This is a genomic window from Bifidobacterium catenulatum DSM 16992 = JCM 1194 = LMG 11043 (genome assembly GCF_001025195.1).
In the GTDB taxonomy this organism is placed as follows: domain Bacteria; phylum Actinomycetota; class Actinomycetes; order Actinomycetales; family Bifidobacteriaceae; genus Bifidobacterium; species Bifidobacterium catenulatum.
Genome location: NZ_AP012325.1, coordinates 1142811 through 1167720, shown reverse-complemented (window position 1 = coordinate 1167720; position 24910 = coordinate 1142811). Strand labels below are relative to the sequence as shown.

Sequence of the window (24910 nt, the reverse complement as noted above, 5' to 3'; positions counted from 1 at the left end):
ATGGCAGCAATCACTGCAGCTCTGATCAAGCAGGTGCGCGAGGAAACCGGCGCCGGCATGATGGATGTTAAGAAGGCTCTGACCGAGGCTGAGGGTGACGTGGCTCGCGCCAAGGAGATCATCCGTGCCAAGGGCATTCAGGCCGCTGGTAAGCGCGAAGGCCGTAAGGCTCAGGAAGGCACCATCGCCTCCAAGGTCGTGGAGTCCGCCAATGGTCAGACCGGTTACGCCGTCGAACTGAATTCCGAGACCGACTTCGTGGCCAAGACCCCGAAGTTCGTGGAATTCGCTGACAGCGTTCTCGAGGATGCCGTCAAGGCCGAAGCTGCTTCCGTGGACGAAGTGCTGGCAGCCGCTTCCGGCGAAGCCACCGTGAAGGAAGCCGTCGAAGAGGCGGCCGCTCTGTTCGGTGAGCACGTCAAGGTCGGTCAGTTCGCTAAGGTCGAAGGCCCGCACGTCGAGATCTACGCCCACAAGAAGTCCGCTGAAATGCCGCCGAGCATCGTGGCCATGATCGCCACTGATGAGGCTGGTGCCGCTGTGGCTCACGAAGCCGCTTTGCAGATTTCCGCGATGGGCGCCCAGTGGCTGACCCGCGAGGATGTTCCGGCTGATGTGGTCGAGTCCGAGCGTCGCGTGGCTACCGAGAAGTCCCTGGCTGAAGGCAAGCCGGAGAAGATCGTTCCGAAGATCGTTGAAGGCCGTCTCAACGCCTTCTACAAGGAGAACGTCCTGCTCGAGCAATCCTACGTCAAGGATCCGTCCAAGACCGTCGGCGACTTGTTCAAGGAAGTCGGTGGCGCAGCCGTGGCCTTCGCTCGTGTCGAGGTTGGCAAGGGCGAAGCCGAGTGAATTGGCTTTGTAGGTGAATCCATGCGTTAGCCGCACGGCGATTCCATAAAGGTGTCCATCACCCATAAGGTGATGGACACCTTTGTTTTTGTAAGACTGTGTCGCTACGCTGCGGTGTCTGTGTTTGCCGATACTCTTGAGAGCGGTAAATTTCGTGAGTTCTCGGGCAAGAAAGGCTTTTCATGACTGGCGAAAACACTGGTGATAATCCACGCAGGGTGCTGCTCAAACTATCCGGAGAGGCGTTTGGTGGCGGCAAGGTCGGCATCGACACGTCTGTTATCCGCCGTATCGCGGAAGAGATTGTTCCTGCGGTGCAGCAGGGCGTTCAGATCGCCATCGTTGTCGGTGGCGGCAACTTCTTCCGTGGCGCGGAACTTCAGCAGGCTGGTATCGATCGCTCCCGCGGCGACTATATGGGCATGCTGGGAACTGTGATGAATTGTCTCGCGTTGCAGGATTTCCTGGAACAGGAAGGGCAGGCCACGCGTGTGCAGACTGCCATCACTATGGGGCAGGTAGCCGAGCCGTACATTCCACTCAAGGCCATTCGTCATCTGGAGAAGGGCCGCGTCGTAATTTTTGGCGCCGGCGCCGGCATGCCGTATTTCTCCACCGACACGGTGTCCATCCAACGTTCCTTGGAAATTCATTGCGATGAAGTACTGATGGGCAAGAATGGCGTGGACGGCGTCTATACCGCTGATCCTCGCAAAGACGAGAACGCCAAGCGTTTCGCCACGTTGAGCTATAACCGTGCGCTTGTTGACAATCTTGCCGTCATGGATGCTTCCGCGCTTTCCATGGCTCGCGATAACAAGCAGCGCATCCGCGTTTTTGGACTTGAAGGCGCCGGTAATGTGACCCGCGCTCTTCTCGGTAAGGAAATCGGAACCATGGTTTCCACTGCGGAATCCACACTCGCTGAATAACGACATTCAACGTCGAATATCGATCAAACAAACCAACAACAAGGAGTAAACAAATGGCAACTATCGTCGAACAGGCCAAGGCGCAGATGGCCAAGTCCGTGGAATCCACCAAAGAGAATTTCTCCGGCATTCGAACCGGTCGCGCTAATCCGGCGTTGCTCAACGGCATCACCGTCGATTACTACGGCGCTCCGACCCCACTGAAGGCCGTCGCCACCATCGGCGTGCCGGAACCGCGAACCCTGTCCGTCACGCCGTTTGACGCATCTCAGGCCAACGCCGTCGAGAAGGCGCTGCGCGATTCCGATCTGGGCGCAAGCCCACGTCGTGACGGCAACGTCATTCGCCTGACCATGCCGGAACTGACTGAAGAGCGCCGCAAGGAATACGTCAAGCTTGCCAAGGGCAAGGCGGAAGACGGCAAGGTCGCTGTGCGTAATATTCGTCGCAAGGCCAAGGAATCCCTCGACAAGGCCATCAAGGATGGTGAAATGGGCGAGGACGATGGCGATCGTCTGCTCAAGGAGCTCGACAAGGTCACCAAGCAGACCACTGACGAGCTCGACACCTTGCTTGAAGCCAAGCAAAAGGAGATTATGGAGGTCTGAGACTTCCACTCCTGAAAAAGAATCGACGCACAGCTAGACAGGGGAGCATGATGGAACATCAGGAACAGCACGAAAAGGAAGCCGAAGAGGCCATCAACGCCATCAACAAGAAGACGGGCCGTAACATGCCTCAGGCCATCGCCACGGGAGCGGTCCTCGTCATCCTCATTTTGGCATGCCTGCTGATCAGCATCGACTTGTTCGTCTATCTGGTCGTGCTTTTCATGGTGCTTGCCTTGTGGGAGCTGCGCGTCGATTTCGCCACTGTGGGATTGCATATTCCTGTGGTGGTGCTGTGGGTGTGTTCGGCGGCGACGCTGTTGTCCACCTATTACAGCGAACGTCATATCGTCGCCATGACGGTATGCGTACTGGCGTCTCTGGTGATTGTCGCGATCGCAGCCAGTGCCAAGGTGACGTTCGGCAGCCGCATCTCCCTGGCGGTTGCCGACAAACTTTCTCATACCGATGCCGGAGCGAGACTCGAATCGTCGTTCAACCATGAGCGTGGAGAGGTAAGCCATAGCCGTTTGAGCCATGTTGCGGTTTCTATGTTCACCGTGTTGTATATTCCTCTTCTGGCATCTTGCATCATCATGCCACTGACATTCAATGAACATCCCGTTGCTCACGCTATCATGATGGTGTTCATGCCCGCATTGAGCGATACTGGCGGCTTGTTCGCTGGAGCATGGCTGGGCAAGCACAAGCTGAGCCCGCGTATTTCGCCGAAGAAATCGTGGGAAGGACTCGCCGGGTCCATCCTGTTCTCCATGGTTGGTTCCTTCGTAGTGATGTTCTGCACATACGAGCCAGCCGTGTGGGCTTCTCGTTGGTGGGTGCCCGTCGTGGCAGGTTTCATGATCGGCGTTGCCGGAACGTTTGGCGACTTGTGTGCATCCATGCTGAAGCGAGATATCGGTATCAAGGATATGGGCCATCTGCTCAAGGGACATGGCGGCGTGATAGATCGAGTGGATTCCATTCTGCTGTGCGCACCATTCGTGTGCGTGCTGTTGTGGGCGACTGGAATGTAGGAAGGGTCAAAGAAAAGCAAATGAGCGACTCTGTGAATTCCATGAAGAATCTGCCAGAGACCGGCATCACTCCAGGGGGCACCACTGGTGCTTTCCGAGACGTGTTATCCAAAGATCATGCGCGCCGAGGCAAACCGCCGCTGCATTTTGCGGATATGACCGAGGAAGAGCGTATCACTAAAGCCAAGGATCTTGGACTTCCGAAATTCAGGGTCAAGCAACTTGCCAACCATTATTACGGGCATTTCGATGTCAACGCGGAGGAATTCTCCGACTTCCCAGCAGCGAAACGAGTCGAGGCCGCGGAGATATTTTTCCCGACGCTCATCACCGAAGTGACTCGTCAAGTGGCTGATGAGGGCACCACTATCAAAACGTTGTGGCGCTTGTTCGACGGTTCGCTTATTGAGTCCGTGCTCATGCGCTATCCCACACGTACCACGTTGTGCATCTCCAGTCAGGTCGGTTGCGGCATGGGATGCCCGTTCTGCGCTACAGGCCAGCTGGGTCTTACTCGAAACATGTCGGCAGGTGAGATTGTGGAACAGGTCCGTGTGGCCGCGAAAGCCATGCGTGACGGAGAAGTTGCGGGTGGGCCCGGACGCCTAAGCAACATTGTATTCATGGGCATGGGAGAGCCCATGGGCAACTACAAGTCGGTATTGAGCGCTGTTCGTCAGATTAGTGCCATGCCGCCCGAGGGCTTCGGTATTTCGGCACGTAACATTACCGTCTCCACGGTCGGCGTGGTGCCTGGTATTAAAAAACTTATGGCTGAGGGCATTCCGGTGCGTCTGGCCGTGTCTCTGCATGCACCGAACGATGAACTGCGAGATGAGCTTGTTCCAATGAACAAACGTTTCAACACCACGCAGGTGCTTGACGCCGCACACGACTACTATCTGGCTTCGAAACGCCGCGTGAGCATCGAATATGCTCTGATGCGTGGCATCAACGATCAGGCCGAACATGCCAAATTGCTCGCTAAGCGCCTGAATCATTACGGCGATAACTGGGCTCACGTCAACCCGATTCCGCTTAATCCTATTGAAGGATCGAGATGGACCGCTTCGAAGCCTGAGGATGAACAACAGTTTCTTGACATCCTTCATAAGGCTGGCATCACCGCTACGTTGAGAGATACGCGCGGGCAGGACATCGATGGCGCATGCGGTCAGCTTGCGGCCAAAGAACGCGATTAGTTGTCAAAGAAAGAAGCTGATTTTGTCCGCTACCCGGACTTCCAGCAAACATGCGTAACGTAAAACGGCTACTCTTACATTTGTTGCACGACACTATGCGCGAAGGAGTAAAACAGCATGTCACTGGCAGTCCGAGTCATTCCATGTCTTGATGTTGATGCGGGAAGAGTAGTCAAAGGCGTGCATTTCGAAAATCTTCGCGATGCCGGCGATCCGGTCGAGCTTGCCGCGGAATACTACCGCCAAGGCGCAGACGAGCTGACCTTCCTCGATGTGACCGCATCAAGTTCGCATCGACAGACCATGGTCGATGTGGTAAGTCGAACCGCCGAACAGATTTTCATTCCTCTGACTGTCGGCGGAGGTGTGCGTACTCCTGAAGATGTTGATTCACTGCTGCGTTGCGGAGCCGACAAGGTAGGCGTCAATACTGCTGCCATCAACGATCCGACACTGATCAGCCGTGTCGCGGAACGTTTCGGCAATCAGGTGCTCGTATTGTCCGTTGACGCGCGTCGTGAGCAGGGGGAGCGCCATACCCAATCTGGTTTCGAAGTCACTACCATGGGAGGGCGTAAGTCCACGGGCATTGATGCCATTTGGTGGGTCAAGCGTGCCCAGGAGCTGGGCGCGGGAGAGATTCTGCTGAATTCCATGGATGCAGACGGCACCCAGCAGGGTTTCGACCTTGAAATGATCAAAGCTGTGCGTAAGGAAGTGAAGATTCCGATCATTGCTTCCGGCGGTGCTGGAAAGGCTTCTGATTTTCCTCCGGCAATCGAAGCCGGTGCGGATGCCGTGCTTGCCGCGTCAATCTTCCACTACGGCAAAGTTACGATCGGTGAAGTCAAGGACGCGATCAAAGCCGCCGGCTACACCGTACGTTGAAAGCCGGAAATAGCAAAAGCAAGCGAAAATTAATCAATAATCGAAGAAACGAATCATACCATCATCATGACTAACGAAGCATACGACAACAGCACTACTCTCGATCCACGTATCGCAGAACGTCTCAAGCGTGACGACAAAGGATTGGTGGCAGCTGTCATCCAGCAATTCGACACAAAAGAAGTGCTGATGGTCGGATATATGAACGATGAAGCCGTGCGCCGTACCTTGACAACTGGTCGCGTTACTTTCTGGTCGAGATCCAGGCAGGAGTACTGGCGTAAGGGAGATACTTCCGGACATGCCCAATATGTGAAGTCTTTCGCACTGGATTGCGATGGGGATGCCATTCTTATTGAAGTTGACCAAGTGGGAGCGGCTTGCCATACCGGCAAACGATCCTGCTTCGAGGAAGGCGGGCAGTTGCCCGTGGTCGTGGGATATCGTACCAAGGAACAGGAGGGCCAGCGATGAGCGAATGCAGCGTACAAGCACTCAAGTGGGGCGCCACCTGGCCGAGACGTGAACAATTTCACGAGTTGGCGGACCAAGGATATCGCGTCATCCCGATTGTGCGGCGCCTTCTTGCTGACTCATTGACGCCAGTCGGCTTCTATGAGCGACTTGCTGCTGGACGTTCTGGAACGTTTATTCTCGAATCTGCGGAATTCGGCGGTACGTGGAGTAGATACAGTTTCATTGGTGTGAATTCCATGGCTCAGTTGCGTTCCAACAACGGTAAGGCTGATTGGTTGGGACAGGTTCCTGCTGGCGTGCCTACTGAAGGCGATGTGATGGAAGTCGCGCATGCCGCGCTAAAAACCTTGAAGGCACCGCATGTTGAAGGACTTCCGAATCTGACCAGCGGTCTGGTTGGTACTGTTGGCTGGGATGCGATTCGTCACTGGGAGCCGACCCTGCATGCCGAGGCTCCGAATGAGACCGGGCAGCCTGAAACGGTGTTAGCTCTAGCCACAGATATAGCCGTGGTCGACCATGTGTCCGGATCGGTGTGGATGATCGCTAACGCGGTGAATGTGGACGACCGTCCGACCCGTGCCGATGCCGCATATGATGAGGCCGTGGCGCGATTGGACGATATGCAGCGAAAGGCTGCTACGCCTGTCGAAGGTGAAGCTCGCGTCAACGTGCTGGATGAGACCGTTAGCCAGCCGGAACTTCGCTTCCGCACGGAGAAAAGCGATTATGAGCGTTCTGTCGAAATCGCCAAGCGGCATATTATCGACGGTGACGTGTTTCAGGTGGTTATTTCCCAGCGTCTCGACATCGATTCGCCTGCCGATCCGTTCGACGTCTATCGTGTATTGCGTACGTTGAACCCCAGTCCTTACATGTATTTCATGTCGCTGACTGACGCGCAGGGACGTGATTTCAATGTCATTGGCTCCAGCCCGGAAACACTGATCAAAGTGGATAGCGGCCATGCCATGACCTTCCCGATCGCGGGTTCCAGACCACGTGGCGCCACCGTTGAGGAGGACGAGCAGCTCGCCAAGGATTTGCTGTCTGATCCGAAAGAACGCAGCGAACACATCATGCTCGTCGATTTGTCGCGTAACGATCTGAGTCGTGTATGCCTTCCGGAAAGCGTGGAGGTTGTTTCCTTGATGGATATCAAGCGATTCAGCCATATCATGCATATCTGCTCGACCGTCACCGGCAGAGTCAACCCCGACATGACATCATTCGACGTGTTCACTTCCGCATTCCCTGCGGGAACGCTTTCTGGAGCGCCGAAACCGCGTGCCGTCGAGATTATTGACGAGCTTGAGCCCGCAGATCGTGGTATTTACGGCGGTACTGTCGGCTATTTCGATTTTTCAGGCAACCTCGATATGGCAATTGCCATTCGAACGGCATTCATCCGCGACCATGAAGCGAGTGTGCAGGCCGGAGCTGGAATCGTACTTGATTCCGTGCCGGCCAGTGAGTGGCAGGAGACTCGCAATAAGGCCGAAGCCAGTGTTGAGGCTGTTCAGATCGCCTCGCAGCTTCGCCAATTGTGAGTCAAACCAAGCAGCTAACCAATCGAGTCAATTGCTGAAAGGAACACTATGTCTGTACTCGATGAGCTGGTTACAGGAGCAGTTGAAGACCAACAAGCACGTGAACAGAAAATCCCTCTCGATGAAGTAAAGCGTCAGGCGTTTGCCGCACCAGCGCCTATTGATGCGCGGCAATGGTTGAAAAAGGGCGACGGTATTCCGGTCATCGCGGAAATCAAAAGAGCTTCGCCATCGAAAGGCCACCTGAGCGATATTCCCGATCCAGCCGCTTTAGCCAGAGAATACGAGAAGGGCGGAGCCAGCGCGATTTCCGTACTTACCGAGGGACGTCGCTTTTTGGGATCGCTTGATGATTTCGATAAAGTTCGTGCAGCTGTGAAAATCCCGGTATTGCGTAAGGATTTCATCGTCACGGAATACCAGATTTGGGAAGCGCGTGCGCACGGTGCCGATTTGGTGCTATTGATCGTCTCCGCGTTGGACGATGGCAAGCTCAAGTCCTTGCTTGAGTTGGCACATAGTCTCAATATGACGGTGCTGGTCGAAACACATACCCGTGAGGAAATCCAGCGCGCCATTGATTCAGGAGCGCGAGTCATCGGCGTCAACGCGCGGAATCTCAAGGACCTTAAGGTCGATGTGAACAAATACAACGAGCTGGCCGCTGATTTGCCGAACGATGTGATTCGCGTAGCGGAATCCGGAGTGTTCGGCTCGGTGGAACTGGAGGATTATGCTCGCGCCGGAGCCGACGCGGTACTGGTTGGCGAAGGTGTCGCAACCGCAACCAACCATGAACAGGCTGTGGAGCGACTAGTAAAGGCAGGAGCAAGAGTGAAAGCATCCGAACAAACCCCATTGGCAAGCCATGAAGGACCATATTTCGGCCAATTCGGCGGACGCTATGTGCCGGAAGCGTTGATCACGGCGCTTGACGAGCTTGAACGCGTCTATGAGGAGGCCAAGGCCGATCCGGAGTTCCATAGGGAGCTGGCACGACTGAACCAGCAGTATGTCGGACGTCCATCACCGTTGACTGACGCTCCGCGTTTTGCCGAGCGTCTCAAAGAAAAGACCGGTCTCGACGCGCGTGTGTTCCTCAAGCGTGAGGATCTCAACCATACCGGCGCTCACAAGATCAACAATGCGCTTGGGCAGGCTCTGCTGGTCAAGCGCATGGGTAAGACCCGTGTCATTGCTGAAACTGGCGCGGGACAGCATGGTGTGGCCACCGCTACGGTGTGCGCCATGCTCGGCTTGAAGTGCCGCATCTACATGGGTCAGATCGATGCGCGTCGTCAGGCGCTTAATGTTGCTCGCATGCGCATGCTCGGTGCCGAGGTGGTGGAAGTCACTTTGGGAGATCGCATTCTCAAGGACGCCATCAATGAGGCTCTGCGAGACTGGGTCACCAACGTCAAAGACACGCACTACCTGCTTGGCACGGTCGCAGGTCCGCATCCGTTCCCGGCAATGGTGCGTGACTTCCAGAAGATCATCGGCGAGGAAGCGAAGCAGCAGCTTCAGGATTGGTACGGCATCGACCACCCGGATGCGGTTTGCGCATGCGTCGGCGGTGGTTCCAACGCCATCGGCATCATGAACGCTTTCCTTGATGACGAACGCGTGAACCTGTACGGCTACGAGGCGGGCGGCAATGGCCCTGAATCCGGGCGTCATGCCATTCGTTTCGCTCCGGGAACCGGCGAACTGGGCATGTTCCAAGGTGCCAAGAGTTATCTTCTTGAGAATTCCGAAGGTCAGACCCTCGACACGTATTCCATCTCCGCTGGTTTGGATTACGCATCCGTCGGTCCGGAGCACGCATGGCTCAAGGAAATCGGACGCGTCAACTATTCCTGGGCAACCGATGAGGAAGCGATGAGCGCTTTCAAGGATCTGTGCGAAACCGAAGGCATCATTCCGGCGATTGAAAGCTCTCATGCAGTTGCTGGCGCATACAAGGCGGCTGAGGATCTCAAGGCCAAGGGATACGAGCACCCGGTTATGATCATCAATATTTCCGGTCGTGGAGATAAAGACATGAACACCGCCGGCAAATGGTTCGGTTATTTGACCGACGAACAGGCTAAGGCGCTCGAAGCTAACGGTGCCCAAGGCAACAACGCGGACGGCGAGTGAAAGAAGGAGTATCCCCTTATGACGAATGCAACAGCAACCACGTCGTCCGGACAGCCGCTCGGCATCAGCCACAAGCTGAGTCCAACGGAAGCCATGTTCGATGAGTTCAAAGCCGCGAATAAGCCCGCATTCATCGGCTATCTGCCATATGGATTCCCAAATCCGGACTATTCTCTGAAGGCACTGCGCACCATGGTCGAGCATGGTGTCGATGCCGTTGAAATCGGCCTGCCGTATTCCGACCCGGTCATGGATGGTCCCGTCATCCAGGCCGCTTCGCAAATCGCCATCAACAATGGTGAGAAAATCGCGGACGTGTTCAGGGCCGTTGAGACCGTGGCCAATGTCGGGGGAATTCCGTTGGTGATGAGCTACTGGAATCTCATCTATCATTATGGCGTCGAACGTTTCGCGCATGATTTTGAGAATGCCGGTGGCGCTGGCCTGATTACCCCCGACCTCGTTCCGGATGAGGCTGGCGAATGGATTGAAGCTTCGGACCGTCACGGACTTGATCGAATCTTCCTCGTGTCACCGGATTCCACCGACGGTCGTTTGAAGGTCGTTTCCGACAATGCTCGTGGTTTCGTCTATGCAGCCGCCCGTATGGGCGTCACCGGTGAACGTTCCACCATTGACGCTTCTCCTGAGGAGTTGGTGGCACGTACGCGCAATGCCGGTGCGAAGAATGTCTGCGTCGGCATTGGTGTCTCCACCGCCGAGCAGGGTGCGCGAGTCGGCTCCTATGCCGACGGTGTCATCGTCGGATCCGCGTTGGTGCATACCATGCTCGATGAATCCGGAAAGAACGCCGTCGACGAGGCCACCGGTCTCAAGGCATTGGCGGCCAAGTCCGAAGAACTTGCGGACGGCATTCATAACGCACGCTTCGCGAAGTAAACCATTCCAACAATTTCGGTAGTCCACGCAACGCCATATCGGATGCGTGGACTACCATCAGGAAACCATGACACTTGCATACATTCCATCACCAACGATTTCACAGTTTTCCATCGGCCCTGTAACGATTCACATCTATGCGCTATGCATTCTGTTGGGAATTGTGCTGGCGGTATGGATAACCACCACACGATGGAAGAAGCTGGGCGGTAACTTCGATCAGGTCCTTGACATCACTTTGGTCAGTGTTCCCGCCGGTATCGTGGGTGCCCGCATCTATCACATCATCACTACGCCCGAACGTTTTTTCGGGCCGAATGGTGACTGGGCGGAGATGTTCCGCATCTGGAATGGTGGACTTGGCATCTGGGGCGGAGTGCTGCTTGGATCGTTGGCCGCATGGGCTTGGTGCAGGCACAAGCATTATCCGATGGCCTTGCTGGCTGACGCCATCGCCCCGGGATTGTTGGTGGCGCAGGCTGTTGGGCGTTTGGGCAACTGGTTCAATCAGGAGCTGTATGGCGCGCCGACGACTCTCCCATGGGGTCTGAAGATCAATATGGAAGGCACTGCCATCGGACACAGCGAGCAATGCTATGACGGGGCCACATGCCCAAGCGGAACACTGTTCCATCCGACCTTTCTGTATGAGATGATTTGGAATCTCATTGGTGCCGCAATCATCGTGTACATCGGATCCAAGGCCATGAAAAAGCTTAAAGCCGGATCCCTGTTCACCGTGTACATCATGTGGTACACGTTGGGGCGTACTTGGATCGAATCCCTACGCATCGATTATGCGCATGAGTTCTTGGGTGTGCGCATCAACGTGTGGGTTTCCATGGCGGTGTTTGTGCTTGGTGTGGTGGCGTTCATCGTCGTGCAGCAGATGGGCAAGGGTACTGACCTGTTGGCGGAGAAGCTTTGTACCGTCACTGAAATCGAGCAACGTCTCGAAAACGGTGGGTCGGAAGAATCCGCCGATCATGCAGCGACTCTTTCAAAGAAAACTGCGGATGAAATCGAAACCAACGATGCCGAAACCGTCTCGAATACCGACAAGCAGTCCGTCATCAAATAACAGCAAGTCGATTACCTTTCATAGAATGAGAGCCATGACTATTCAAATCGCACCAAGCATCCTGTCCGCCGATTTCTGCAACCTTGAGCGTGACCTTAAGGCCATTTCCAATGCGGATCTCGTTCACGTCGACGTGATGGATCATCATTTCGTCCCGAATCTGACTTTGGGCGAACCGATCGTGGGTCGTATCTGCGAAGTCACCGATCTTCCGGTCGACGTGCATCTGATGATTGAGGATCCGGATCGTTGGGCACCTGAGTACGCCAAGCTGGGCGCCGCATCCGTGAGCTTCCATATGGGTGCCACCCATGCTCCGGTTCGTCTGGCACGCCAGTTGCGCACAATGGGTTGCAAAGCCTGCTTCGCGGTACGTCCGGCTGAACCTGTCGAACCGATTTTCGATATTCTCGACGAATTCGACATGATTCTGATCATGACCGTCGAACCTGGCTTCGGCGGCCAGAGGTTCCTCGATAACCAGATGTCCAAGGTGCGTCGCTTGCGCGACGAAATCACCCGCCGTGGTCTTGCCACCAAGATTCAGGTCGATGGCGGTGTCAGCCCGAAGACTGCCCATATCGTAGCCGAAGCAGGCGCTGACGTGCTGGTCGCGGGTTCCGCTGTGTACGGCGCTGAGAATCCTGCGGAAGCCATTGATTCCATTCGCGAGAAGGCCGAAGCCGCATTCAAGGCCTGAACCTTCCATCATTTTTTCGAGGATAGACAAGAACAATGAAGACTTTTGAATCTCTTTTTGCCGAATTGAGCGAGAAGGCCGCTTCCAAGCAGGCTGGCTCGCTAACCGTTGACGAACTGGGCAAAGGCACGCATTTCATCGGCAAGAAGATCGTCGAAGAGGCGGGCGAGACCTGGATTGCAGCCGAATACGAAGGCGCCGATCGTACCGCGGAGGAGATGAGCCAGCTTATCTACCACCTGCAGGTCATGATGATCGACCGTGGCATCACACTCGAAGATATCTACAAGAATCTGTAAGTTTTTGGCCATGCCGCAGAAGGCATGGCCTTTTTTGGGAGGAAAAATGCTGAGAATTGCCGTGCCTAACAAAGGCATGCTGTCTGAACCTGCCTGGAACATGCTGGCCGAAGCTGGCTATCGTCTGAGGGGCAATCCGCGTCAGCTGGTCGTAGAGGATCCCGATAATGATGTGGAGTTGTTCTATTTGCGTCCGCTTGATATCGCCGTCTACGTTGGACGCGGTACCATCGACGTAGGCGTCACCGGCCATGATCTATTGCTCAACTCCGGAACGGACGCCAAGGAGCACATGAAACTTGGCTTCGGCGCATCGACATTCCGTTTCGCGGCCCCGAACGATTCCCCGATCAACACGCTTGAAGACGTCGAAGGCAAACGTGTCGCCACCAGTTTCGACAAGCTTGTGCATGATTATCTGGTCGAACATGGCATCAACGCTGAAACCGTGCATCTTGACGGTGCCGTCGAATCGTCGGTGCAGCTTGGAGTGGCGGATTTGATCGCCGACGTAGTGTCCACGGGCACCACGCTCCGCAATGCCGGCTTGCGTATTTTCGCGGAGCCGTTGCTGCATTCCGAAGCCGTACTCATTCGTTCTCCGCGTCTCGCTGAGAACGACGACCGCCTGACGATTCTAAGCCGCCGACTGCAAGGTGTACTCACCGCCCAACGCTACGTGCTCATGGATTACGACATTCCGGTCGAGAAGGTTTCCGCTGCTGTGGCCATCACGCCGGGCTTTGAGAGCCCGACCGTTTCCCCGCTGCATGACAAGCAGTGGGCGGCCGTGCGCGTCGTCGTGCCAAAGGCCAAGGTCAACCAACTGATGGACCAGTTGTATGAAGTTGGTGCCCGTGGCATAATTGTCACCGCCTTGCAGGCCTCGAGAATGTAATGTTGCTCGAAGTATGAGTAAACTGATTATCAAAAAGCAGTACAGTCCGGAACCGCGGGATATCTATTTCACGGTTCCGAACCTTATTAGCCTGTTGCGAATCATTTCGATTCCTTTCATCTCGGTATTGGTCTCTCGTCATGAGATGGTGCTTGCGTTGGTCGTGCTTGCGCTTTCGGCGGTATCTGACGGTTTGGACGGTCTTATTGCAAGGTCGTTCAACCAGGTGAGCAAGATCGGGCAGATTCTCGACCCCATTGCCGATCGTCTGCTGATTTTCTGTAGCATCCTCGCGTTGGGTGTCGCCGACATCATTCCATGGTGGATGTTGATCGTCGTTGGATTACGCGATTTGATCATGGCGATTCTCGTGTTGATATTGGCCCAGCATGATTATGGTCCGCTGCCCGTGCATTTCGTGGGCAAAGCAGGCACCGCCATGCTGATGATTGCTATTGTCGCTTTGATTTTTGCGGATATCTGGTCCAATTCCGCTACGGATACATTGCATTTATGCGGTCTCGCCACCGGCACATGGGGCGTAGGATTGTACTGGCTTGCCGGCTATATTTACATACGTCAGGGAATCCAACTGCTGAAAAACGATAAGGATTAGCGCACATGATGCATGATGCTTCGGAACGTGTGTCGTTTCCGGTGTCTCCGGAGAATACGCCCACGAAGCGTCGCGCCGTTTTTTCGGCGTCTTTCGCTGGGCTGACCTCGCATCATGTGCAGCCCGAGACTGCTGCATCCACCTCCCGAAGAAGGCGGAGTCTGGACGATGATTCGCTGCGGCTCATCGACGACCTGACCAACCGTCCGATGGATGTGATGTATACGGATTCGAGACTGGCCACCAAAACACCGTCGATGTTTGCGGTCTGGTTTACCCGTGTGTTAGTGTTTCTCATCTGCATTGCCGTGGGTACGGCAGGCAGCGTATTCGTTCGTCAGTTGAGTACCGACCCCCGTAAGGAAGTGCGCAAGCAGCTGTCAAGTCAGTTGGCTGAGCAAACAAAAAACGTCGAGACCCTCACCAAAGACGTCAATGCGCTGCGTGCCCAAGTTGAAGAGGAATCGAAATCCGTGTCGAGCTGGTCATTGAACCAGACCATACAGGATGACGAAATGGTCAATGGCGTACTTCCTGTGCGAGGAGAAGGCATCACGCTCACCATCGCCAACCCGTTGTCTGTGGGCGGTGACAACGCGGATTCGTCGCTGCCAAGAGAAAACGGCAGTCAGGTTCGTGTCGTCACGGATTCGGATCTGCAGGTGCTTGTCTCGCTACTCTGGCAGTCCGGAGCGGAAGCGATCGCCATCAACGGATACCGTCTCGGCGTGCAGACTTCCATACGAACGGCTGGAACGACGATCCTCATCGGAGTCAATTCCGTGCAAAGTCCGTATCGCATCGAGGCGATCGGCAATTCCAGCGTTCTTGCCAATGCGGTGAGCAAGAAAACACAACAATGTTTGTACGATGATTTCAAAGAAGCGGGCATCTATCCGCAAGTGGGCAAAAACAAATCGATTACACTGGAAGCGGCGGTAACTGGCGAAGTGACATATGCAAGGAAGGTCAAGTAATGGCAGCGGTCTTGGGACTTATCATTGGCGTGGTCATTGGCGTGTTCGTCCGACCGGACATTCCCATTGCCCTTCAGCCGTATCTGCCGATTATGGTTCTGGCCGCGCTCGATGCGCTGCTTGGTGCCGCACGAGCCTATTTCCAGCGCAGCTTTTCCGATAAGGTCTTTGTGATCTCCTTCTTTTCGAACGTCATTACCGCAACATTGCTGGTTTTCTTGGGAAACCAGCTTGGCGTTGGTTCCCAGCTGCAGACCGCTGTCATCGTCGTGCTCGGCATTCGAATCTTCACCAATGTGTCGGCCATCCGGCGTTTCATCTTCAAGGGATGACGTGGCATGAGCAGACGTAGCGATGACAACAAGGACGTGCTCTCCAAAATTCACGAGCAGATCGTCAAGGATCAGAACAACGACAGCACCCAGACCGGATCGTTTCCAGTGGTCAGGCGCAAGCCGAGGCGGATTTCGCTGAACGCGAAGGCTGCTCGTGCCCGCCTGTACTCCAGCGTGCTTGTAACCGTGCTTTGCGCGTTGCTCGGCTTTAGCTATGCCATTCAGTTGAACAACACAACGTCCACATATGAGACGATGAGTGAGGACGAACTAACCAAACTCATCAGTGAAACCAGCACGCAGGTCCAAAAGCTTGAGAAGCGCAAAAGTGAGCTTTCCAGCCAGCTTGACTCGCTGAAGGACACGGCCGACAAGAACGAAAAAGCGGCGGAAATCGCCAAACAGAATGCCGAATCGAATGGAATTCTTTCCGGACGTCTGCCGGTATCTGGAGAAGGCGTGGTCATCAGTATTTCCAAAGGATCAAAGCAAGATATTGATGCGTCGATTCTGTTCACGCTTCTTGAAGAATTGCGCAATAGCGGTGCGGAGGTCATTGAAATCAACGATATTCGTGTGATTACCAGTACGTATATCAGCGATTCCGCAGACGGTCTCAGCTGTGATGGCGCGAATATCAAGGCACCATTCATCATCAAGGCGATAGGGGATAGCGACAATCTGCAGAACGCCGTCAATCTTGCGGGCGGTGTTGGTTCACGTTTGAAGGTGAAGTATGGCTCCACCGTGTCGATTGCGCCTTCTGACAAGGTGGAAATCACGTCGACGCGAAGCGCGCCGCAGTACACGTATGCGCATGTCGTCGAATAATTCCTTAAGTAGCGTTTTCTTTTGGTCGATCCTAAAAATAATTGTGTTGTAGAATGCCGTTCACTTTTTCAGCGTGCCGATGTCTGCCCTCAACCCTATCTTGTTCATCGTTGACATACAGTCCAGGCCTGCACATTAGTAACGCGGACCCCGATAGCAAAGGACAACCCATGGCTGAACAGACCATCTCCATCATACTCAACGGCGAAGCGAAGGAGGTGGCAGCAGACCAGACTGGCGTCCAGCTCTTTGCGGAAGACAAGAACATCATCGCGGTGCGTCTTAACGGTGAACCTCGCGATTTGTATACCGAACTGCATGACGGCGATGTTGTGGAACCAATCGTGCTTGATAGCGAAGACGGTTTGGCCATTATGCGTCACTCCGCGACCCATGTCATGGCACAGGCCGTGCAGGAGATCCGCCCGGACGCCAAGCTTGGTGTCGGCCCGGTCATCAAAGACGGTTTCTACTACGATTTCGATGTTGAGACTCCGTTCACTCCTGACGATCTCAAAGAGATCGAAAAGCGCATGCAGCGCATCATCAAATCGTCCCAGTCCTTCCGTCGCCGCGTGGTGACCGAAGAGGAGGCTTTGGCGGAAGAGGCTGATCAGCCGTACAAGCTGGAGCTAATCAAAGACAAGGAAGCCCACCTCGATCCGGAGGCCGCCACTGAAATCAGCGGCAAGGAACTGAGCTTCTACGATAATGTCGACCGCGACGGCAATGTGGTTTGGAAGGACCTGTGCCGCGGACCGCACCTGCCGAACACCCGCTATATCAAGGCGTTCAAGATCGAGCGTTCCGCAGCTGCATATTGGCGTGGCAGCGAAGCTAATCCGATGCTGCAGCGCGTTTATGGCGCGGCTTTCGCCACCAAAGAAGATCTCAAGGCCTATCAGACTCGTCTTGAGGAGGCCGCCAAGCGTGACCATCGCAAGCTTGGCGCGGAAATGGATTTGTTCTCCTTCCCGGATGAGATCGGTCCGGGTCTGGCTGTGTTCCATCCGAAGGGCGCTGCCGTGATTAACGCGATGGAGGATTACTCCCGCGAAATGCATCGCAAGCACCACTACAGCTTCGTGCAGACTCCGCACATCACCAAGGGCGGTCTGTACGAGACTTCCGGCCATCTGCATTGGTACAAGGATGGCATGTATCCCGCAATGCGTCTGGATGAGGAAAAGGACGAGAACGGCAACGTCATCAAGCAGGGCTTCGACTACTACCTGAAGCCGATGAACTGCCCGATGCACAACCTGATCTTCAAGTCCCGCCAGCGTTCCTACCGCGAGCTGCCATTGCGCCTGTTCGAATTCGGTACGGTGTATCGTTACGAGAAGTCCGGCGAGGTGCATGGTCTGACCCGCGTGCGCGGCTTGACTCAGGATGACTCCCACATCTACTGCACTCGCGAGCAGATGAAGGACGAGTTGAAAAACCTGCTGACCTTCGTGCTTGGCCTGTTGAAGGACTTCGGTCTGGACGACTTCTATCTGGAGCTGTCCACCAAGGATCCGCACAAGTACGTCGGTTCTGACGAGATCTGGGAAGAAGCCACCAATACGCTGGCCGAAGTCGCCAAGGAATCCGGCCTTGAGCTGATTGACGATCCGTGCGGCGCAGCCTTCTACGGTCCGAAGATTTCCGTGCAGGCTCGTGATGCCATCGGCCGTACCTGGCAGGTGTCCACCATCCAGCTTGATTTCAACCTTCCGGAACGTTTCGGCTTGGAATACATCGCTGCGGACGGTACCCACCAGCGTCCGGTGATGATCCACCGTGCGCTGTTCGGTTCCATCGAACGCTTCTTCGCCGTGCTTCTTGAGCATTACGCCGGTGCTTTCCCGGCATGGCTCGCTCCGGTTCAGGTGCTTGGCGTGCCGGTTGCCGATGAATTCGCCCCGCACTTGCAGCAGTTCATCGCCAGTCTCGAAGAGGAAACGGTTCGTTGTGAAATCGACATGTCCGACGATCGTTTCGGCAAGAAGATCCGCAACGCTTCCAAGTCCAAGGTTCCGTTCATCCTCATCGTTGGCGAGGAAGACATGAACAACAATGCGGTGAGCTTCCGCTTCCGTGATGGCAGCCAGCTGAACGGCGTGCCGACCGATGAAGCCAAGGCGCAGATCATGACCGTGCTCAAGAAGCGCGTTCAGGTCAACAACGTCGACGACTTCAAGGCCGCCATCGCAGACTGAGCCGATTCGCTTGCATTCGGTCTCATAAGATCATGGGTCATATAAAGGCGCACAAGCATCATTATTGACGCTTGCGCGCCCTTTTCGTTTTCCGAGAAACAGGAATCCGCATGCTAGAACATCTTCGCGCACCATTCAAAAAGCTCATAGAACCGCTTGCCAAAGCGTTGATATCCATTGGCCTGACCGCGAATGCGGTGACGGTCATAGGCACCATTGGAACCATTGTGGTTGCCTTCGTCACCGGCATCACGGGGTGGCTTTTCGCTGGAGCCGTAGTACTGACATTGCTGGTGCTGGCCGATTCCCTGGACGGTTCAATCGCGAAGCTGACCACGGGAGGCACCCAATTCGGCGCTTTTCTGGATTCCACGTTGGATCGTATCGCCGATTGGGCGTTGCTTGCCGGAGTGATCGTCTTCTTCATCTTGCACGCCGATTGGTGGTATGACATCAGTCAGTCAAGTCCGGATTACATTAGTTGGGTTGGCGTCGGCGCGGCCATGGTGTCAATGATGACGTCGTTTGTGACGTCGTATGCGCGTGCCCGTGCGGAATCCGTTGGCTTCGAGGTAAAGAACGGTATCGCAACGCGCGCCGACAGACTGGTCATCATTCTGGTGGGCATGGCGATCACTGGGCTGACGCATCACGGCCTATGGCTGGCCATTGACATGGTATTGCTTGCGGTTTTAGGTGTGGTCACAGTATTCCAGCGCGTTCTCGAAGCACGTCGACAGATGGCTGCCGGCCATAGGACATATCAGCTATAACTGCCTGCAAATGTCGAATGTTGACGCGCCTGACAACCATATGTCAGGCGCTTTGTCTTAGAACCGCTTTAGAATCGTTTCGTTTGAAACATCCGCAACCTGCCTAGGAGCATTATGTCAGGTCATTCCAAGTGGGCGACCACCAAGCACAAGAAGGCCGCCATCGACGCGAAGCGTGGCAAGCTGTTCGCCAAGCTGATCAAGAATATCGAGATTGCAGCACGTATGGGTGGTGGCGATCCTGACGGCAACCCGTCCCTGTACGACGCCATCTACAAGGCCAAGAAGGCTTCCATGCCTGCCGATAATATCAAGCGCGCTGTCAAGCGTGGTTCTGGTGAAGAGGCCGGCGGTGCCAACTACGAAGATATCGTCTATGAGGGCTATGCTCCCGCAGGCGTCGGTCTGATCATCGAATGCCTTACCGACAACCGTAATCGTGCGGCCGCTGAAGTGCGTTCCACCCTGACCAAGGGTAATGGTTCCTTGGCTACCTCCGGTTCCGTGAGCTTCAATTTCGAGCGCAAGGGCCAGATTATCGTTCCTGCCGAAGGTGTTGATTTCGATGATCTGTTCGAAAAGGCCGCTGAAGCTGGCGCCGAGGATGTGACCGAAGATGGTGATGTGTTCACCGTTGTCACCGGTCCTTCCGAAATGATCGATGTTCGTAAGGCTCTGCAGGACGCTGGTTTCGATTACGATTCCGCCGATCTGGTCATGATGCCGAAGAACGAGGTTGAATTGACTCTCGAGGATGCTCAGAAGGTGTCCAAGCTCATCGACAACCTCGACGATTTGGACGATGTGCAGAACATCTACTCCAACTGGACCGCCTCCGATGAGGTTATGGCTCAGCTTGACGAGGAGTAATCGAGCGTGATTATTCTTGGCGTCGACCCCGGGCTGACTCGCTGCGGGGTCGGCGTGATCGAAGCCGGCGCATACCGCCGGCTTTCTTTTATTCATGTGGATGTGGTGCGGTCTGATCCGAAAATGTCACAGGATCTGCGCCTGTTGGCCATATACGATGGGCTGGTTGAAAAAATAGAACGGTTTGCGCCGGATACCGTGTCCATTGAGCGTGTGTTCGCGCAAGAGAACCGCAACACTGTGTTGGGGACCGCGCAGGCGGCTGGACTGGCCATGTTGGCCGCAGCCCAGCGTGGAATTCCTGTTGCCTTGCATACGCCGACTGAATCGAAAATGGCGATCACTGGCAACGGCAAGGCCGAGAAGATTCAGATGGAACGTATGGTCTCCCGTATTCTGGGGCTGAATACCTTGCCTAAACCTGCTGACGCGGCCGACGCGTTGGCCATTGCGATTTGCCATGCTCTTCGTCCTGCGGGCGCGCTGCAAGGGGGTGAACGTGAACAACATCTCACTGATGCGCAACGTCAATGGGCGCTTGCCTCGCAGAATGCGGCACGGCAACGTGGCGTCCGTAGAGGAATGTAAACTATCGAACAGATGTTCTATGATTGTTTATGGGAGGTGACGGCATGATAGGCATGTTGCATGGCCAAGTCGATTCCATTGACGCGGCTTCGGCGATCATTGAGGTCGGGGGAGTTGGTTATGAGACTAGGATGCCTTCGGCGGATCTGGCTTCCATGCACGCCGGTCAAACGGTGAAGGTGTACACGTCGTTGAACGTTTCGCAGGATGCGATCACGCTGTATGGCTTTTCCTCGCTCGCATCGAAACGTATGTTCCTGCAATTGCAGAAGGTCAGTGGCATTGGCCCGAAGGTTGCCCTTTCCTTGCTTTCGACGTTGCCTCCGGAACGTTTGGCGAGGGCCGTGGCAGATGGCGATGCCACTGCGCTGGCGAAGGCGCCGGGATTAGGTAAAAAAGGTGCGCAAAAAATCATCCTTGAGCTTAAAGGGTCCATTGACCTTAGCCAGATCGAAGGCGCTTCTCCTGAAACACGTTCCACGGAAGATACTGGTTCGGAACAGGTGGTGGAAGGCCTGATGTCTCTTGGGTGGCGTCAACAGGATGCCGTTCATGCCGTGCAAGAGGTCTGCGAGAGCAACCATATCGATATTCCACTGGGAGACGATGACGTGCCTCGTGTGCTCAGACTCGCGTTGGCGTCCCTTGATCGAGGTAGGTGAATCGCACCATCATGACGAACGACTCTGCATTCGACCAGTCGAATACTGGTGCCAACGAGGAATCACTCCGCATGGTTTCCGCATCGCCAGTCGGCAACGAGCCGGTGAGCGACGAGGAATTGCGACCCCATGTTCTTGACGGTTTCATCGGACAGCCGAGGCTCAAGGCGCAGCTGCAGCTGTTTTTGGACGCTGCCCGCAAACGTGACGTTCCTCCGGATCATATTCTTTTGGCGGGGCCTCCGGGCTTGGGCAAGACCACGTTGGCCATGATTGTTGCCAACGAGCTTGGAGTGCCGATCAGAGTCACTTCCGGTCCGGCCATTCAACATGCCGGCGATCTGGCTTCCATTCTGAGTTCTTTGGATGCTGGGGAAGTGCTCTTCATCGACGAGATCCATCGTCTTCCACGGGCAGCCGAGGAATTGTTGTATATAGCTATGGAGGATTTTCGTGTTGACGTGATGGTCGGCAAAGGACCGGGCGCTTCCTCCATCCCTCTTACTTTGCCGCGGTTTACAGTGATTGGTGCCACCACTCGTGAAGGCATGTTGCCGTCGCCGTTGAGGGCTCGTTTCGGTTTCACCGCGCATCTCGACTTTTATCCGCATGAGGAGCTTGAAAAGCTTATCGAACGATCTTCGGCTGTGCTTGGCATCCGCCTCGAGGACGGTGCTGCCCACCAGCTTGCCATGCGTTCGAGGGGTACGCCGCGTATCGCCAACCGATTGCTTCGTCGCGTAAGGGATTGGGCCATCGTACATGATCTGGAAACCGTGCATCCAAATGATGTCAAGGAGGCCTTGGCGTTATATCAGATCGATACTGAAGGTCTGGATCGCTTGGATATCGCGGTGCTAAAAGCCATTGTCACTAATTTCAACGGAGGGCCGGTCGGGCTGAACAATCTGTCTGCCATGGTCGGCGAGGAATCGGAAACCGTGGAAACGGTTTGCGAGCCGTATTTGGTTCGTGAGGGGTTCCTCGTGCGCACGCCGAAGGGGCGTGTGGCGACACGTAAGGCATGGGAACATCTCGGTTTAGTGCCTGACGAATCTCAGATTGATGTCAGCAAGCTAGCCTAGACTCGTTATCTTGGACATAAGGTCCCGTTTTGAGCGTCCACCTCAAGGAGTTGTGCTTTGAATTACATGTTTCTCATCGTCATCATGGTCGTCATGTTTGGCATGATGTTCTGGCAGTCCAAGAAGGCTAAGCAGCAGCAGGCCGAGCGCCAGGATTTTCGTGCCAATCTTCAGCCTGGCACCGAGGTCATTACCATCGGCGGTGTAATCGGCAAGGTTGTTTCCGTCGATACCGAATACGAGGAGATCGTCATCGATTCCGAAGGCTCCCAGATTCGTTTCGGCTTCAACGCCATCAGCCGTGAATATGTGCGTCCCGCATATGTGCATGATGACGAGGTCGATGAGAATGGCAACCTGCTTCCCACCGATTCTGCAGATGAAGATCAGGCTGCCCAGGAGCCGATTGAGGGTGATGTCGAAGTGGCACAGACTGAGACCGAACAGAAGAACAACTGACAACATATAAAAGATATCGGCGGGAATCTCATTTTTGGGATTTTCGCCGTTCTTTTTCGCGTCGAAATCCTATAATGCGAAGTGCCGCATATTGAAGGAGAAAGAAACTACCGCCATGGCATCAACGGATATCACCGTTTCCGGTTTAAGCAGGGTCGGAGCTGAAAACGCCGAGTACCTCATTTCTAAAATTCGCACGATTCCCGGTTTCCCGAAAGAAGGTATTCTTTTCCGTGATTTCATGCCGGTATTGGCTGATGCTCGTGCCTTTGGTGTTCTCCTGGACGCACTTGAGGCCGCATTGCCAGTGAATCCCCATGATTTCGACGCCGTTGCGGGTCTTGAAGCGCGAGGTTTTTTATTTGGTCCTGCATTGGCCGCGCGTCTTGGCAAAGGATTCATCGCCGTGCGCAAGGCCGGTAAGCTTCCGCCTGATACTGTGTCGCAGAATTATGATCTTGAATATGGCCAGGCTGCCGTGGAAATCGAAACCAGCGCCGTGCATGAGGGTGAACGTGTGCTCATCGTTGATGATTTGATCGCTACCGGTGGAACTGCTAATGCAGCCAGTACTCTGATCGAAAAGTGCGGTGGCAAGGTGGCCGGTTTCAGTTTCGTTATGGAACTTACCGGCATCGACGGCATGAAGTCCCTGCAGGGGTATCCAGCCAGTTCGTTGATCACCATGCCTGCGTGATTTGAGTATATTCTTTATAAATAACCAATAGCATCAAGGGAAAAAGAATCCATGGATCTCTATGAGTATCAGGCTAGGGAGCTGCTTGAAGAGCAGGGTATTCCAACGCCTAAAGCAGTGTTCGCGCAGAACTCTCACGAAGTGGCTGAGGCTGCCGATCAGATTGGCTACCCCAATGTGATCAAGGCTCAGGTGAAGATTGGTCATCGCGGTCAGGCTGGCGGTGTCAAGCTGGCGAAGAATCGCGATGAGGCTATTCTTGTATCCGAGGGCATCCTGCCGATGACCATTCACAAACATAAGGTCAGCGGCGTGTTGGTAGCCGAGGCAAAGAACATTCTTCACGAGTACTATGTCTCCATTTCCGTGGATCGTTCCTCCCGTGATTTCGATGTGCTTGCCACAGCGAATGGCGGTACTGAGGTTGAGGAGATCGCTAAGGAGCATCCGGAATCCGTCAAGCGTCTGCATATTGACGCGCTTGAGGATTTCGACCTCGAAGCGGCCACCAAAATGGCTGAAAGCATTGGTTTCTACCATGCCGATGTTAATCAGGCCGCACAGATTCTGTTGAAGATGTGGCAGTGCTTCAAAGACAATGACGCTACGCTTGTTGAGATCAACCCGCTTGCCAAGATCGGTGATCCAGATGACGAATCGTCCAAGACGTTGTGTGCGTTGGACGCCAAGATCTCTCTGGACGACAATGCGGCGTTCCGCCACGATGGGTGGAATCGGTTCGCGGATCCGGTGCATGTCGATCCGTTTGAGCAGAAGGCACGTGAACATGGCTTGCATTATGTGCATCTTCAAGGTTCCGTTGGTGTCATCGGCAACGGTGCCGGTTTGGTGATGAGTTCGCTCGACGCCATTTCCGGTGCCGGTGAGGATCAGGGAACCAATGTCAAACCTGCAAACTTCCTTGATATCGGTGGCGGCGCGTCTGCCGAAGTGATGTGCGGCAGTCTGGAGATTGTGCTCTCTGATCCGCAGGTCGAATCGGTGCTGGTCAACGTGTATGGTGGCATCACATCCTGCGAACAGGTGGCGAAAGGCATTTTGGAAGCTCTTGACAAGCTTGGCAGCTCCAAGCCTCTGGTGGTCCGTTTCGACGGCAACGCCGCTGCTGAGGGCCTGCGCATTCTGGCCCAAGCCAATCGAGTCAATCTGCATGTCGCACAAACCATGGAAGAAGCCGCACAGCAGGCCGCACGCCTTGCGGCCAATGGCAAGGAGGTTCGCTGAAA

Annotated in this window: 27 protein-coding genes; all 27 read left to right on the top strand. The window is 54.9% G+C overall.

Features of this window, described 5'->3' with window-relative positions:
• A complete protein-coding gene (gene tsf / locus BBCT_RS05060) occupies nucleotides 1-852 on the top strand; it encodes a translation elongation factor Ts (protein ID WP_003834716.1) in 852 nt (283 codons plus the stop codon).
• A gap of 182 nt (nucleotides 853-1034) precedes the next feature.
• The gene (gene pyrH / locus BBCT_RS05055; RefSeq protein ID WP_003834717.1) at nucleotides 1035-1784 is read left to right on the top strand and encodes a UMP kinase; all 750 of its coding nucleotides are present in this window, start codon (nucleotides 1035-1037) and stop codon (nucleotides 1782-1784) included.
• 53 nt (nucleotides 1785-1837) lie between these two features.
• Complete coding sequence (frr, locus tag BBCT_RS05050; RefSeq protein ID WP_003834720.1) at nucleotides 1838-2392, top strand: ribosome recycling factor; 555 nt, start codon at nucleotides 1838-1840, stop codon at nucleotides 2390-2392.
• A gap of 50 nt (nucleotides 2393-2442) precedes the next feature.
• Complete coding sequence (locus BBCT_RS05045) at nucleotides 2443-3429, top strand: phosphatidate cytidylyltransferase (protein WP_033513074.1); 987 nt, start codon at nucleotides 2443-2445, stop codon at nucleotides 3427-3429.
• Nucleotides 3430-3470: 41 nt separating this feature from the next.
• The gene (gene rlmN, locus BBCT_RS05040) at nucleotides 3471-4631 is read left to right on the top strand and encodes a 23S rRNA (adenine(2503)-C(2))-methyltransferase RlmN (protein ID WP_128805898.1); all 1161 of its coding nucleotides are present in this window, start codon (nucleotides 3471-3473) and stop codon (nucleotides 4629-4631) included.
• Between the two features lie 117 nt (nucleotides 4632-4748).
• The gene (gene hisF, locus BBCT_RS05035) at nucleotides 4749-5519 is read left to right on the top strand and encodes an imidazole glycerol phosphate synthase subunit HisF (RefSeq protein WP_003809320.1); all 771 of its coding nucleotides are present in this window, start codon (nucleotides 4749-4751) and stop codon (nucleotides 5517-5519) included.
• A gap of 66 nt (nucleotides 5520-5585) precedes the next feature.
• The gene (hisI, locus tag BBCT_RS05030) at nucleotides 5586-5993 is read left to right on the top strand and encodes a phosphoribosyl-AMP cyclohydrolase (RefSeq protein WP_003834725.1); all 408 of its coding nucleotides are present in this window, start codon (nucleotides 5586-5588) and stop codon (nucleotides 5991-5993) included.
• The gene (gene trpE / locus BBCT_RS05025; RefSeq protein WP_003834727.1) at nucleotides 5990-7546 is read left to right on the top strand and encodes an anthranilate synthase component I; all 1557 of its coding nucleotides are present in this window, start codon (nucleotides 5990-5992) and stop codon (nucleotides 7544-7546) included. Before hisI ends, trpE begins: the two co-directional genes overlap by 4 nt.
• A gap of 48 nt (nucleotides 7547-7594) precedes the next feature.
• Nucleotides 7595-9688, top strand: coding sequence for a bifunctional indole-3-glycerol phosphate synthase/tryptophan synthase subunit beta (locus BBCT_RS05020; protein ID WP_003834728.1), 2094 nt, complete (start codon nucleotides 7595-7597; stop codon nucleotides 9686-9688).
• Between the two features lie 18 nt (nucleotides 9689-9706).
• Nucleotides 9707-10588 (top strand): tryptophan synthase subunit alpha, encoded by an 882-nt coding sequence (gene trpA / locus BBCT_RS05015; RefSeq protein WP_003834730.1) that lies wholly within the window; start codon nucleotides 9707-9709, stop codon nucleotides 10586-10588.
• Between the two features lie 67 nt (nucleotides 10589-10655).
• Nucleotides 10656-11669: a prolipoprotein diacylglyceryl transferase gene (lgt, locus tag BBCT_RS05010; RefSeq protein ID WP_003834731.1), complete on the top strand. Its 1014-nt coding sequence runs from the start codon at nucleotides 10656-10658 to the stop codon at nucleotides 11667-11669.
• A gap of 34 nt (nucleotides 11670-11703) precedes the next feature.
• Nucleotides 11704-12369, top strand: coding sequence for a ribulose-phosphate 3-epimerase (gene rpe / locus BBCT_RS05005; RefSeq protein ID WP_033513374.1), 666 nt, complete (start codon nucleotides 11704-11706; stop codon nucleotides 12367-12369).
• 35 nt (nucleotides 12370-12404) lie between these two features.
• Complete coding sequence (locus tag BBCT_RS05000) at nucleotides 12405-12668, top strand: phosphoribosyl-ATP diphosphatase (protein ID WP_003834733.1); 264 nt, start codon at nucleotides 12405-12407, stop codon at nucleotides 12666-12668.
• Between the two features lie 46 nt (nucleotides 12669-12714).
• The gene (gene hisG, locus BBCT_RS04995) at nucleotides 12715-13566 is read left to right on the top strand and encodes an ATP phosphoribosyltransferase (RefSeq protein ID WP_033513372.1); all 852 of its coding nucleotides are present in this window, start codon (nucleotides 12715-12717) and stop codon (nucleotides 13564-13566) included.
• A gap of 13 nt (nucleotides 13567-13579) precedes the next feature.
• The gene (locus tag BBCT_RS04990) at nucleotides 13580-14182 is read left to right on the top strand and encodes a CDP-alcohol phosphatidyltransferase family protein (protein WP_003834736.1); all 603 of its coding nucleotides are present in this window, start codon (nucleotides 13580-13582) and stop codon (nucleotides 14180-14182) included.
• A gap of 5 nt (nucleotides 14183-14187) precedes the next feature.
• Entirely contained in the window at nucleotides 14188-15159 is a 972-nt protein-coding gene (locus BBCT_RS04985; RefSeq protein WP_003834738.1) for a DUF881 domain-containing protein, read from the top strand.
• On the top strand, nucleotides 15159-15491 hold the full coding sequence (locus BBCT_RS04980; RefSeq protein ID WP_003834739.1) for a small basic family protein: 333 nt from the start codon (nucleotides 15159-15161) through the stop codon (nucleotides 15489-15491). The genes BBCT_RS04985 and BBCT_RS04980 overlap by 1 nt, the downstream gene beginning before the upstream one ends.
• A 6-nt stretch (nucleotides 15492-15497) precedes the next feature.
• Nucleotides 15498-16325 carry a DUF881 domain-containing protein gene (locus BBCT_RS04975; RefSeq protein ID WP_003834741.1) on the top strand — a complete coding sequence of 276 codons (828 nt, stop codon included), beginning with the start codon at nucleotides 15498-15500 and terminating at the stop codon, nucleotides 16323-16325.
• Between the two features lie 170 nt (nucleotides 16326-16495).
• Nucleotides 16496-18529 carry a threonine--tRNA ligase gene (gene thrS / locus BBCT_RS04970; RefSeq protein WP_003834742.1) on the top strand — a complete coding sequence of 678 codons (2034 nt, stop codon included), beginning with the start codon at nucleotides 16496-16498 and terminating at the stop codon, nucleotides 18527-18529.
• A 110-nt stretch (nucleotides 18530-18639) separates the two neighbouring features.
• Complete coding sequence (gene pgsA / locus BBCT_RS04965) at nucleotides 18640-19302, top strand: phosphatidylinositol phosphate synthase (protein WP_003834743.1); 663 nt, start codon at nucleotides 18640-18642, stop codon at nucleotides 19300-19302.
• A 114-nt stretch (nucleotides 19303-19416) separates the two neighbouring features.
• Nucleotides 19417-20172 carry a YebC/PmpR family DNA-binding transcriptional regulator gene (locus BBCT_RS04960; protein ID WP_003834745.1) on the top strand — a complete coding sequence of 252 codons (756 nt, stop codon included), beginning with the start codon at nucleotides 19417-19419 and terminating at the stop codon, nucleotides 20170-20172.
• Between the two features lie 6 nt (nucleotides 20173-20178).
• On the top strand, nucleotides 20179-20760 hold the full coding sequence (gene ruvC / locus BBCT_RS04955; protein WP_003834746.1) for a crossover junction endodeoxyribonuclease RuvC: 582 nt from the start codon (nucleotides 20179-20181) through the stop codon (nucleotides 20758-20760).
• Nucleotides 20761-20804: 44 nt separating this feature from the next.
• Nucleotides 20805-21422: a Holliday junction branch migration protein RuvA gene (ruvA, locus tag BBCT_RS04950; protein WP_033513377.1), complete on the top strand. Its 618-nt coding sequence runs from the start codon at nucleotides 20805-20807 to the stop codon at nucleotides 21420-21422.
• A gap of 11 nt (nucleotides 21423-21433) precedes the next feature.
• Complete coding sequence (gene ruvB / locus BBCT_RS04945; RefSeq protein ID WP_003834748.1) at nucleotides 21434-22507, top strand: Holliday junction branch migration DNA helicase RuvB; 1074 nt, start codon at nucleotides 21434-21436, stop codon at nucleotides 22505-22507.
• 66 nt (nucleotides 22508-22573) lie between these two features.
• Nucleotides 22574-22966 carry a preprotein translocase subunit YajC gene (locus BBCT_RS04940; protein WP_003834749.1) on the top strand — a complete coding sequence of 131 codons (393 nt, stop codon included), beginning with the start codon at nucleotides 22574-22576 and terminating at the stop codon, nucleotides 22964-22966.
• Nucleotides 22967-23081: 115 nt separating this feature from the next.
• Nucleotides 23082-23663 carry an adenine phosphoribosyltransferase gene (locus BBCT_RS04935; protein ID WP_033513367.1) on the top strand — a complete coding sequence of 194 codons (582 nt, stop codon included), beginning with the start codon at nucleotides 23082-23084 and terminating at the stop codon, nucleotides 23661-23663.
• Between the two features lie 51 nt (nucleotides 23664-23714).
• Nucleotides 23715-24908, top strand: a complete 1194-nt coding sequence (gene sucC / locus BBCT_RS04930; protein WP_003834752.1) for an ADP-forming succinate--CoA ligase subunit beta — start codon at nucleotides 23715-23717, stop codon at nucleotides 24906-24908.
• Nucleotides 24909-24910: the final 2 nt, after the last annotated feature.

Excerpts from the sequence above, each read along its gene's own strand:
- tsf (WP_003834716.1), top strand. The coding sequence starts at position 1 with ATGGCAGCAATCACTGCAGCTCTGATCAAGCAGGTGCGCGAGGAAACC.
- pyrH (WP_003834717.1), top strand. The coding sequence starts at position 1,035 with ATGACTGGCGAAAACACTGGTGATAATCCACGCAGGGTGCTGCTCAAA.
- frr (WP_003834720.1), top strand. The coding sequence starts at position 1,838 with ATGGCAACTATCGTCGAACAGGCCAAGGCGCAGATGGCCAAGTCCGTG.
- BBCT_RS05045 (WP_033513074.1), top strand. The coding sequence starts at position 2,443 with ATGGAACATCAGGAACAGCACGAAAAGGAAGCCGAAGAGGCCATCAAC.
- rlmN (WP_128805898.1), top strand. The coding sequence starts at position 3,471 with ATGAAGAATCTGCCAGAGACCGGCATCACTCCAGGGGGCACCACTGGT.
- hisF (WP_003809320.1), top strand. The coding sequence starts at position 4,749 with ATGTCACTGGCAGTCCGAGTCATTCCATGTCTTGATGTTGATGCGGGA.
- hisI (WP_003834725.1), top strand. The coding sequence starts at position 5,586 with ATGACTAACGAAGCATACGACAACAGCACTACTCTCGATCCACGTATC.
- trpE (WP_003834727.1), top strand. The coding sequence starts at position 5,990 with ATGAGCGAATGCAGCGTACAAGCACTCAAGTGGGGCGCCACCTGGCCG.
- BBCT_RS05020 (WP_003834728.1), top strand. The coding sequence starts at position 7,595 with ATGTCTGTACTCGATGAGCTGGTTACAGGAGCAGTTGAAGACCAACAA.
- trpA (WP_003834730.1), top strand. The coding sequence starts at position 9,707 with ATGACGAATGCAACAGCAACCACGTCGTCCGGACAGCCGCTCGGCATC.
- lgt (WP_003834731.1), top strand. The coding sequence starts at position 10,656 with ATGACACTTGCATACATTCCATCACCAACGATTTCACAGTTTTCCATC.
- rpe (WP_033513374.1), top strand. The coding sequence starts at position 11,704 with ATGACTATTCAAATCGCACCAAGCATCCTGTCCGCCGATTTCTGCAAC.
- BBCT_RS05000 (WP_003834733.1), top strand. The coding sequence starts at position 12,405 with ATGAAGACTTTTGAATCTCTTTTTGCCGAATTGAGCGAGAAGGCCGCT.
- hisG (WP_033513372.1), top strand. The coding sequence starts at position 12,715 with ATGCTGAGAATTGCCGTGCCTAACAAAGGCATGCTGTCTGAACCTGCC.
- BBCT_RS04990 (WP_003834736.1), top strand. The coding sequence starts at position 13,580 with ATGAGTAAACTGATTATCAAAAAGCAGTACAGTCCGGAACCGCGGGAT.
- BBCT_RS04985 (WP_003834738.1), top strand. The coding sequence starts at position 14,188 with ATGATGCATGATGCTTCGGAACGTGTGTCGTTTCCGGTGTCTCCGGAG.
- BBCT_RS04980 (WP_003834739.1), top strand. The coding sequence starts at position 15,159 with ATGGCAGCGGTCTTGGGACTTATCATTGGCGTGGTCATTGGCGTGTTC.
- BBCT_RS04975 (WP_003834741.1), top strand. The coding sequence starts at position 15,498 with ATGAGCAGACGTAGCGATGACAACAAGGACGTGCTCTCCAAAATTCAC.
- thrS (WP_003834742.1), top strand. The coding sequence starts at position 16,496 with ATGGCTGAACAGACCATCTCCATCATACTCAACGGCGAAGCGAAGGAG.
- pgsA (WP_003834743.1), top strand. The coding sequence starts at position 18,640 with ATGCTAGAACATCTTCGCGCACCATTCAAAAAGCTCATAGAACCGCTT.
- BBCT_RS04960 (WP_003834745.1), top strand. The coding sequence starts at position 19,417 with ATGTCAGGTCATTCCAAGTGGGCGACCACCAAGCACAAGAAGGCCGCC.
- ruvA (WP_033513377.1), top strand. The coding sequence starts at position 20,805 with ATGATAGGCATGTTGCATGGCCAAGTCGATTCCATTGACGCGGCTTCG.
- ruvB (WP_003834748.1), top strand. The coding sequence starts at position 21,434 with ATGACGAACGACTCTGCATTCGACCAGTCGAATACTGGTGCCAACGAG.
- BBCT_RS04940 (WP_003834749.1), top strand. The coding sequence starts at position 22,574 with ATGTTTCTCATCGTCATCATGGTCGTCATGTTTGGCATGATGTTCTGG.
- BBCT_RS04935 (WP_033513367.1), top strand. The coding sequence starts at position 23,082 with ATGGCATCAACGGATATCACCGTTTCCGGTTTAAGCAGGGTCGGAGCT.
- sucC (WP_003834752.1), top strand. The coding sequence starts at position 23,715 with ATGGATCTCTATGAGTATCAGGCTAGGGAGCTGCTTGAAGAGCAGGGT.